General features: G+C 62.2%; 6 protein-coding genes. 3 read left to right on the top strand and 3 right to left on the bottom strand.

Annotated features, from left to right (window positions below):
• Window positions 1-157: 157 nt before the first annotated feature.
• From mgtA to NK667_RS05495, 3 genes are all read right to left on the bottom strand, one after another.
• Window positions 158-2,863, bottom strand: coding sequence for a magnesium-translocating P-type ATPase (mgtA, locus tag NK667_RS05505; protein WP_054051511.1), 2,706 nt, complete (start codon window positions 2,861-2,863; stop codon window positions 158-160).
• Between the two features lie 504 nt (window positions 2,864-3,367).
• Window positions 3,368-4,705: a lysine N(6)-hydroxylase/L-ornithine N(5)-oxygenase family protein gene (locus tag NK667_RS05500; protein WP_054617343.1), complete on the bottom strand. Its 1,338-nt coding sequence runs from the start codon at window positions 4,703-4,705 to the stop codon at window positions 3,368-3,370.
• A 132-nt stretch (window positions 4,706-4,837) separates the two neighbouring features.
• Window positions 4,838-5,320, bottom strand: a complete 483-nt coding sequence (locus NK667_RS05495; protein WP_054051507.1) for a sigma-70 family RNA polymerase sigma factor — start codon at window positions 5,318-5,320, stop codon at window positions 4,838-4,840.
• A gap of 320 nt (window positions 5,321-5,640) precedes the next feature.
• Here NK667_RS05495 and NK667_RS05490 point away from each other — a divergent pair, with 320 nt between their 5' ends.
• Genes NK667_RS05490 through NK667_RS05480 form a run of 3 tightly spaced genes read left to right on the top strand, consistent with a single transcriptional unit; the run spans window position 5,641 to window position 10,189 of the window.
• The gene (locus tag NK667_RS05490; protein WP_054617344.1) at window positions 5,641-6,813 is read left to right on the top strand and encodes an efflux RND transporter periplasmic adaptor subunit; all 1,173 of its coding nucleotides are present in this window, start codon (window positions 5,641-5,643) and stop codon (window positions 6,811-6,813) included.
• On the top strand, window positions 6,814-8,787 hold the full coding sequence (locus NK667_RS05485; protein ID WP_054617345.1) for a MacB family efflux pump subunit: 1,974 nt from the start codon (window positions 6,814-6,816) through the stop codon (window positions 8,785-8,787).
• 7 nt (window positions 8,788-8,794) lie between these two features.
• Window positions 8,795-10,189 carry an efflux transporter outer membrane subunit gene (locus tag NK667_RS05480; RefSeq protein ID WP_054617346.1) on the top strand — a complete coding sequence of 465 codons (1,395 nt, stop codon included), beginning with the start codon at window positions 8,795-8,797 and terminating at the stop codon, window positions 10,187-10,189.
• Window positions 10,190-10,481 lie beyond the last annotated feature (292 nt).

Below are 10,481 nucleotides of genomic sequence, written 5' to 3'. Positions count from 1 at the left end.
TCGGCTGCGAAGCAGTCGTAAATCCAGGCAACTCGGTGTATCTGGCAGATTGCAGGGGGGCCGCTTCGCGCCCCAACGGGGGCAAGCCCCCTCGCCACAGCAAGCCCCCTCACCACAACAAGCCTCCTCGCCACTGGTGTTTGCCCCCTCAAGCGGTTTATTGCCAGCCAAACCGGCGGATATAGAACCCTTTCACCGCCTGCGTCAGCCCCATGTACGCCAGCAGAATCAGCGGCAGGAACACGAAGTACAGCGACGGCAGCGCCTGCAATTTGAAGTAATGCGCCAGCGGTCCCATCGGCAGGAAGATCCCGACCGCCATGATGATCCCGGTCATGACCATCAGCGGCATGGCCGCGCGGCTTTGCAGGAATGGAATCTTCGGCGTGCGGATCATGTGCACGATCAGCGTCTGGGTCAGCAACCCCACCACGAACCAGCCGGACTGGAACAGGGTCTGGTGGTCCGGGGTGTTGGCGTCGAACACGTACCACATCAAGGCAAACGTGGTGATGTCGAAGATCGAGCTGATCGGGCCGAAGAACAACATGAAGCGCCCAACATCCGCCGGTTGCCAGCGTTGGGGTTTCTTCAGCATCTCGGCATCGACGTTATCGAACGGGATGGCAATCTGCGAAATGTCATACAGCAGGTTCTGCACCAGCAGGTGCATCGGCAGCATTGGCAGGAACGGGATAAACGCACTGGCCACCAGCACCGAGAACACGTTGCCGAAGTTCGAACTGGCGGTCATCTTGATGTACTTGAGCATGTTGGCGAAGGTCCGGCGCCCTTCCAGCACGCCCTCCTCCAGCACCATCAGGCTCTTCTCCAGCAGGATGATATCGGCCGCTTCCTTGGCGATGTCCACCGCGCTGTCCACCGAAATACCGATGTCGGCCGCGCGCAGTGCCGGGGCGTCGTTGATGCCGTCGCCCATGAACCCGACCACATGCCCGTTGCCCTTGAGCAAACGCACGATGCGTTCCTTGTGCGACGGCGTCAGTTTGGCGAAGACGTTGGTGGTCTCCACCGCCACGGCCAGTTCGGCATCGCTCATGCGCTCGACGTCGTTGCCCATCAGCAGGCCTTGTTGTTCCAGACCGACTTCGCGGCAGATCTTTGCCGTCACCAGTTCGTTGTCGCCGGTCAGCACTTTCACCGCGATGCCGTGGGCGGCCAATGCGCGCAAGGCCGGTGCGGTGCTTTCCTTGGGCGGATCGAGGAATGCCACGTAGCCGATCAGGGTCATTTGCTGCTCATCGGCGATGCTGTAGACCGCTTGATCCTTCGGTGTATGCCGCGCGGCCACCGCCACCACCCGCAAGCCTTCCTCGTTGAAGGACGCGGTCACTTCGCGAATCCGCGCCAGCAGCTCATCGGTCAGCGGCTCGTCGTTATCGCCGTGGCGAACACGGGTGCAACCGGCAAGGATTTCTTCCACCGCACCTTTGCACACCAGCACGTGGTAAGGCCGGTCATGCTCGGCCACCACCACCGACATGCGGCGCCGGGTGAAGTCGAACGGCACTTCATCGACCTTGGCGAACGCCGTGGCCACTTCCAGTTCACGGTGCACTTCAACGTGTTGCAGCACCGCCACGTCCAGCAGGTTTTTCAGGCCCGTCTGGTAGTAGCTGTTGAGATAGGCCATTTCCAGCACGTCGTCGGACTCTTCGCCCCACACGTCCACATGCCGGGCGAGGAAGATTTTGTCTTGGGTCAGGGTGCCGGTCTTGTCGGTGCACAGCACATCCATGGCGCCGAAGTTCTGGATCGCGTCCAGGCGCTTGACGATGACTTTCTTGCGCGACAGGAACACCGCGCCCTTGGCCAACGTCGAGGTGACGATCATCGGCAGCATTTCAGGGGTCAGGCCGACAGCGATGGACAGCGCGAACAGCAGCGCCTGCATCCAGTCACCCTTGGTGAAACCGTTGATGAACAATACCAGCGGCGCCATCACGAACATGAAGCGGATCAGCAACCAGCTGACTTTGTTCACCCCATTCTGAAACGAGGTCGGCGCCCGGTCGGTGGCGCTGACTCGCTGAGCCAAGGCGCCGAAATAGGTGCTGTTGCCGGTGGTCAGAATCACCGCGATGGCCGAACCCGAGACCACGTTGGTGCCCATGAACAGGATGTTGTCGAGGTCCAGCGGGTTGCTGGTGTCGCTGTCCTGCTGGCGCGGGAATTTTTCCACCGGCATCGATTCGCCGGTCATCGCGGCCTGGCTGACGAACAGATCCTTTGCGCTGAGCACCCGGCAATCGGCGGGAATCATGTCGCCAGCCGAGAGCACGATCAGGTCGCCGGGCACCAGTTGCTTGATCGGCAGTTCGATGCGCTGCGCGCCCTGGCGCATGACGGTCGCGGTGTTGCTCACCATCGCCTTCAGCGCATCCGCCGCCTGGTTCGACTTGGCTTCCTGCCAGAAGCGCAGCAAGGTCGAGAGCACCACCATGGAGAAAATCACCACGGCAGCCTTGATGTCTTCCGTGAACCAGGAGACCACCGCCAACAAGGTCAGCAGCAGGTTGAACGGGTTTTTGTAGCAGTGCCACAGGTGCACCCACCATGGCAGCGGCTGCTCGTGCTCGACTTCGTTGAGGCCGAATTGTTCGCGCAAAGTGTCGGCTTCGGCCTCGCTCAAACCGTCGCTGTGACTGCCGAGGTTATCCAGCAACAGGCCGGTGTCGCTGTTGGCCGCCGACACCAGGGTCTGCGCCAGCGTCGGCGGTACTTCACGGCTGACCGTGGTGTCGTTGATGCTTTCCAGCAACGCCAGGCGACGGAAGTGCCGGGCGATGTGGCGGGTGCGCAGGAATCCGGCGAAGAATTCTTTGAGCAAGGTCAGGTTCATGGCAGTTGCCCCCCAGGGTCAGCCGGGAAACCGTCGAGCAGGCGCGTCGAGTCGCCGCGATGTCGACAGGCAGGTCGAACATCACGCACGGTTCAGCGTCGATGAGAGGGACGTCGGGAATCGCGCCGCCACTGGCCGCGATCGGGATGCCGCTACTCGCTTTTCAGCAAGGTAACGGCACAGAAAAGCTGCGCGTTAGCTTGCCGAGAAAATGCCGGTTACCGAAACCGGCCGACTACTGTCACTCGAACAAGTACCCACTGAGGGTCTCCGCTATTGATGAAAACGCGCGAAGCTTACGCCCCGATTTCTGGAGAGTAAACGATGCTGGGGAGTGTGCCGGGGGAATCGGCGGGTTCTTCAGGAAGGGTTCAGGATCGAGGTTTTTCAGTGTTCTTTTTGGCCCCTTCGCGAGCAAGCCCGCTCCCACAATGGACCTGTGTTCACAGATCAAATGTGGGAGCGGGCTTGCTCGCGAAGGCTGACTATCAGGCGCAGAAAATCTTAACTGGCGGTCGCCAACAACAAATCCATCACCGACCGCCCATGCCCGCGCGACTTGCCATGTTCATACAGCGACCCGGCGATTTCATCGGCGCGGATCGGCAGGATCGACAGCAAGGTGTCGCTCAAGCCGTGGCTGGCCTGGCAGAAGCCCTGCATGTAGATGCCGGCCTTGCAGCGCTCGTCGGTGATCAGTTTGTAATTGCGATCGACCTCGAACTCGCCCAGGTACTGCTCCAGCGGTGCCAGCAATTTGCGGTGCATCTGGCGCTCATAACCGGTGGCGAGGACCACGGCATCGTAATGCCGAAGCGTGACTTCGCCGGTGGCGTTGTTGCGCACCGCCAGTTCGATGCCGCGCTCGGTGGCGGTGGCTTTTTCAATGGTGGTCAGGGTACGGAACGCATGGCGGGCAATCCCGGAAACCTTCTGGCGATAGAAGATGCCGTAGATGCGTTCGATCAGGTCGATGTCCACTACCGAATAGTTGGTGTTGTGGTACTCGTTGACCAGACGCTCGCGCTCACTGCTGGCCTGCTGGAACACCAGGTCGGTGAACTCCGGCGAGAACACTTCGTTGACGAACGGGCTGTCGTCCGCCGGCTTCAGGGCCGAGCCGCGCAGGATCATGTCCACTTGCACCGACGGGAAGCTGTCGTTCAAGTCGATGAAAGCTTCCGCGGCGCTCTGCCCGCCGCCAATGATCGCAATGCTCATCGGTTGATTGTTCACGCACGGCTGCTTGGCCATTTGCGCCAGGTACTGGGAATGGTGGAACACGCGGCTGTCATCCTTTAGCGCCTTGAACGCTTCGGGAATGCGCGGTGTACCGCCGGCGCTGACCACCACCGAACGGGTGGTGCGCACGTGTTGCTGGCCCAGGGTATCGCGGGAGATCACGCGCAGCGCTTCGACCTGCTGGTTGTGCAGCACCGGCTCGATGGTCAGCACTTCTTCGCCGTAGCGGCTCTGCTCGGTGAACTGCCCGGCAACCCAGCGCAGGTAGTCGTTGTACTCCATGCGGCACGGGTAGAAGGTGCCAAGGTTGATGAAGTCCACCAGGCGCCCGTGATGCTTGAGGTAGTTGACGAACGAGTACGGGCTGGTCGGGTTGCGCAGGGTCACCAGGTCCTTGAGGAAGGAAATCTGCAACTCGCTCTGGGTCACCAGGGTGTTGCCGTGCCAGCGGTAGTCGGCCTGCTTGTCGAGAAACAGAACATCCAGCTCACCCTGGTTCGGTGCGCGCTCTTGCAGAGCGATGGCCAGCGCCAGGTTCGAAGGGCCGAAACCGATGCCGATCAGGTCGTGAACGATGGGCGATGCAATTGCCTGTGTCATTTCCAGTGTCCTCTGGATGAACCCCTCAGCAGCGGGGATAAAACCTGGGTGACCTGACCGGCCTAAGGCAGGACAGCAGATCGTCTGTTGAGTAGGGACGAGGACAATGAAAAAAAATTTAAGCGGAAGGGATCAGTGGGCGTCCCATTGCTTGATGCGCACCCGGCAATGTTTCATCGCGTTGACGATGTGTTTCTCCACCAGCGCCCGGGAAATCCCCAGGTGTTCAGCGATCTCCGGGTGCGACAGGCCGTCGATCTTGCGCAGCAGGAAACTCTCGCGGCACAGCCTCGGCAATTCCGCCAACGCGCGCTGGAGCATGGCCAGGCGTTGGCCGTGGTCGAGGCTGGTGTGCGGCGAAGGGGTGAAGTAGCGCTCTTCGTTGTCGAGCACTTCCAGGGATTCGACCTGACGCAGGGCATTGCGCCGATGGTCGTCGATCACAAGGTTTAGCGCGGTGCGATACAGGAATGCCCGGGGCTGCTCGATCGGCGTGTCGCTGGATCGCTCCAGTACCCGCAGATAAGCGTCATGCACCACATCTTCGGCCACCTGACGGTTGCCCAGCTTGGCGTTCAGGAAACACACCAGCTCGCGATAGTAGTTTTCCAACATGACTCCCGGCCGCACGAGGTGCGGGACCTGTCCTTGAGCCAGCTCCGCGACCGCCGAATGGGCAGTGGCAGGATGGTGGCAATTTAAGTCGCGTAATTTATAGTAATTCTCATATAGATTTAAAGTGCTGTTTCAATTTGCCCGATAAATAGTCCTGATCTACACCTGTAACTCCGTGTGTCCGCGCTTAAATTCCTCCCCGCATTCCTCGTTTACAGGACAGCTCCCCGTGTCTGTCGGCCCTCCGACAGCGCTCGACTGTCGCCTCTTTTTGCGCGCCAGTTGCGCGACGGGCCGATTTTCTCTGGCCGGAACCCTGCATGAAACGTCCCCGACACACCCGACGCGCCCTGCTTGTAGCCCTTTGTCTGATCCCCGTCGTGGCCGTCGCGGCCTGGAAGATCCTCCCGCCTGGCCGCGATCAATTCGCCACGGTGCAAGTCGCTCGCAGCGACATCGAAAGCAGCGTCACGGCCCTGGGCACCCTGCAACCGCGACGTTATGTGGATGTCGGCGCCCAGGCGTCGGGGCAGATCCACAAGATCCATGTGGAAGTCGGCGACGTGGTCAAGGAAGGCGACCTGCTGGTGGAAATCGATCCGTCCACCCAACAGGCCAAACTCGACGCCGGGCGTTTTTCCATCGACAACCTCAAGGCGCAGCTCGAGGAACAAAAGGCCCAGCACGAATTGGCCCGACAGAAATTCCAGCGCCAGCAAAACCTCGCGGCCGGTGGCGCTACCCGCGCCGAAGACGTGCAAACCGCCCAGGCTGAATTGCGCGCCACCCAGGCGCGCGTGGACATGTTCCAGGCGCAGATTCGCCAGGCCCAGGCCAGCCTGCGCAGCGATCAGGCCGAACTCGGTTACACGCGCATTTATGCGCCGATGAACGGAACCGTGGTCGCCCTCGATGCCCGTGAAGGCCAGACCCTCAACGCCCAGCAGCAGACGCCGCTGATTCTTCGCATCGCCAAACTGTCGCCGATGACGGTGTGGGCCGAGGTCTCGGAAGCGGACATCGGCCACGTCAAACCCGGCATGACCGCGTGGTTCACCACCCTCAGCGGCGGCAACCGGCGCTGGAACAGCACGGTGCGGCAGATCTTGCCGATCCCGCCCAAACCGCTGGACCAGACCAGCCAGGGTGGCGGCAGCCCCGCCAGTTCGAGCAAAAGCGGCACCGGGCGCGTGGTGCTGTACACCGTGTTGCTCGACGTGGATAACGCCGACAATGCCTTGATGGCGGAAATGACCACTCAGGTGTTCTTCGTCTCCGACCAGGCGAAAAACGTCCTCACCGCGCCGATTGCCGCGCTGCAGGGCGGCCCGCAGGCCGACAGCCAGACTGCGCAAGTCGTCGCGAAAAACGGCGCGATCCAGCAACGGGAGGTGCGCACCGGCATCAGTGACCGGCTGAAAGTGCAGATCCTCGATGGCCTCGAAGAAGGCGATCACCTGTTGATCGGCCCGGCTGACGGGAGTGGCGGCTGAATGCAGACGCCCCTGATCGACCTGCAGGACATCCGCAAAGCCTACGGCGGCGGCGATGCCCCGGAAGTCCATGTGTTGCGCGGCATCGACCTGGCGATCCATGCCGGCGAGTTCGTGGCGATTGTCGGCGCTTCCGGCTCGGGCAAATCGACGCTGATGAACATCCTCGGCTGCCTCGACCGGCCGACCTCGGGCGAATACCGCTTCGCCGGGGAAAACGTCGCCCAACTCGACAGCGATGAACTCGCCTGGCTGCGTCGCGAAGCGTTTGGTTTTGTGTTCCAAGGCTATCACCTGATCCCGTCCGGCTCGGCCCAGGAAAACGTCGAGATGCCGGCGATCTACGCAGGCTTACCGGCCGCCGAACGCCACGCCCGCGCCGCCGCCCTGCTCGACCGCCTCGGCCTGGCCACGCGCACTGGCAATCGCCCGCATCAACTCTCCGGCGGCCAGCAGCAACGGGTGTCGATTGCCCGCGCCTTGATGAACGGCGGCCACATTATCCTCGCCGACGAACCCACCGGCGCCCTCGACAGCCACAGCGGCGCCGAGGTCATGATCTTGCTCGACGAGCTGGCGAGCCAGGGCCACGTGGTGATCCTGATCACCCACGACCGCGAAGTGGCGGCGCGGGCCAAGCGCATCATCGAAATCCGCGACGGCCTGATCATCAGCGACAGCGCCCGTGACAACCCCGCCGCGCAAGCCTCGGCCAATCCCGGCGCGTTGCAAGCGGTGGACCTGCGCAAGCGCCTCAGCGAAGGCGCCGAGGCCACCGGTGCCTGGAAAGGCGAACTGGTGGATGCGGTGCACGCGGCCTGGCGGGTGATGTGGATCAACAAGTTCCGCACCGCCCTGACCTTGCTCGGGATCATCATCGGCGTGGCGTCGGTGGTGGTGATGCTCGCGGTCGGCGAAGGCAGCAAGCGTCAGGTCATGGCGCAGATGGGCGCATTCGGTTCGAACATTATTTACCTCAGCGGCTCGGCGCCGAACCCGCGGACACCGCCCGGCGTCATCACTCTCGACGATGTCGCCGCGCTGGCCAGCCTGCCGCAAGTGCGGCGGATCATGCCGGTCAACGGCTCCGAGGCCGGGGTGCGTTTCGGCAACGTCGATCACCTGAGCTACGTCGGCGGCAATGACACCAATTTCCCGGCGATCTTCAACTGGCCGGTGGTCCAGGGCAGTTACTTCACCGACGCCGATGAAAAATCCGGCGCAGCGGTGGCAGTGATCGGGCACAAGGTGCGCAGCAAATTGCTCAAGGACGTGGTCAACCCGATCGGCCAGTACATCCTGATCGAAAACGTGCCGTTCCAGGTGGTCGGCGTGCTCGCGGAAAAAGGCGCCAGCTCCGGCGACTCCGACAGCGACAATCGCATCGCCATCCCGTATTCGGCGGCCAGCGTGCGTTTGTTTGGCACGCACAATCCCGAATACGTGGCCATCGCCACGGCGGACGCGCGCAAGGTCAAGGAAGCGGAAACCGCGATCAAGCAATTGATGCTGCGCCTGCACGGCGGCAAGCAGGATTTCGAATTGACCAACAACGCGGCGATGATTCAGGCCGAAGCCCGGACCCAGAACACCTTGTCGCTGATGCTCGGCTCGATTGCCGCGATCTCGCTGCTGGTGGGCGGGATCGGCGTGATGAACATCATGCTGATGACCGTGCGCGAACGCACCCGCGAGATTGGTATCCGCATGGCCACCGGCGCCCGTCAGCGCGACATCCTGCGTCAGTTCCTCACCGAAGCGGTGATGCTCTCGGTGGTCGGCGGCCTCGCCGGGATTGCCCTGGCGCTGATCGTCGGTGGCGTGTTGGTGCTGAGCGAAGTTGCCGTCGCGTTTTCCTTGATGGCGGTGCTCGGCGCCTTCGGCTGCGCCCTTGTTACCGGTGTTGTCTTCGGCTTCATGCCGGCCCGCAAAGCTGCCCGGCTCGACCCGGTCACGGCCCTTACCAGTGAATGATCGATCTATGAAGCCGCCATTGAGCCTGTTGACTATCTGCCTGTTGCTTAGCGCCTGCAGCAGCCCTGCCCCGCGCCCGGACAGCGGCCTCGCACCGCCCGCCGCGTGGCAATCACCGCACAACGAAAACGCCGCGCGCAGCAATGCGCAATGGTGGACGCAATTCGGCAGCCCGCCATTGGATCGCCTGATCGAACAGGCGCGGGTCGGCAGTTTCGACCTCGCGGCGGCGGTCGCCCGAGTGCGTCAGGCCCAGGCCGGGACGGTGATTGCCGGCGGCTCGCAGTTGCCGGAGATCAAGGCCGGGGCGAATGCCAACCGCCAGAAACTGCTGCGCGGCAATGGCTACAGTCAGCTCGATGCGGACAGCAGCAACGAGGCGGTGGATTACTTTGATGCCAACCTGAATGCCAGTTACGAGATCGATTTCTGGGGCGGCAAGCGTGCGTCCCGCGACAGTGCGCAGTACGGACTCAAGGCCAGTGAATTTGATCAGGCGACGGTGGAGCTGACGGTGCTCAGCGGTGTGGCCAACAGCTACACGAAAACCCTGTCGCTGCGCGAGCAGCGGCGGATTGCCGAACTCAATCTGGCGAATGCCCAGAGTGTGTTGAAACTGGTGCAGACCCGCTATGACTCCGGCTCAGCCACCGCCCTCGAACTGGCCCAGCAGAAAAGCCTGGTCGCGGCGCAACAGCGGCAATTGCCGACGGTGCAGCAACAGGCTGACGAAGCGCTGATCAGCCTCGCCGCCCTCCTCGGCCGACCAGTGCAGGAATTGGCGCCGATCGATGAGTCTTTCGATCACCTGCAATGGCCCGTGATTGGTGCAGGCGTGCCCAGCGAGTTGCTGAGCCGCCGCCCGGACATCGCCCGCGCCGAAGCACAACTCTCCGCCGCCCGGGCCGACGTCACCGTCGCCCGCGCCGCCATGCTGCCCTCCATCACCCTCAGTGCCAACTTCGGCTCCGGGGCGAATAGCGCCAGCGATATTCTGCGAAGCCCGTTCTACAACCTCACCGCCGGTTTGGTCGCGCCGATCTTCAACAACGGCCGCCTCGGTGCCGAGCGCGACAAAGCTACGGCACGTCAGCAAGAACTGCTGGAGGTCTATCGCGGCGCGATCATCAACGGTTTCGCCGACGTCGAAAAAGCCCTCAACAGCATTCGCTGGCTCGACGAACAACGCCAATGGCAAAGCGAAGAACTGAGCCAGGCCCAAACCGCCTTCAACATCGCCCAAAGCCGCTACCAGGCTGGTGCCGAGGATTTGCTCACCGTGTTGGAGACACAACGCACGCTGTACGCGGCGCAGGATTTGAATGTGCAACTGAAACTGTCGCGGTTGCAAGCGAGTTTTGCGCTGTACAAAGCGCTGGGTGGGGGGTGGCAGGCGTTGTGATGGCGGTGAATGTCAGATCGCTTTCGCGAGCAGGCTCGCTCCCACAGGGGATCTTGGACTTACGCAAATACTGCGCTCACTGAAGATCAACTGTGGGAGCGAGCTTGCTCGCGATGAGGTCATCACATCCACAATCCCCGTCGACTGACAGAACGCCATCGCGAGCAAGCTCGCTCCCACAGTGGATCCAGGGCGTACGCAGATACTGCATTCACCAAAGATAAATTGTGGGAGCGGGCTTGCTCGCGAAGGCGGAGTGTCAGGCGAGATTAATGTTGGATGTGCCGACGCT

It is taken from the genome of Pseudomonas nunensis, from assembly GCF_024296925.1.
Classification (GTDB): domain Bacteria; phylum Pseudomonadota; class Gammaproteobacteria; order Pseudomonadales; family Pseudomonadaceae; genus Aquipseudomonas; species Aquipseudomonas nunensis.
The sequence above is the reverse complement of the archived record's forward strand: the minus strand, read 5'-3'. Positions and strand labels throughout refer to the sequence as shown.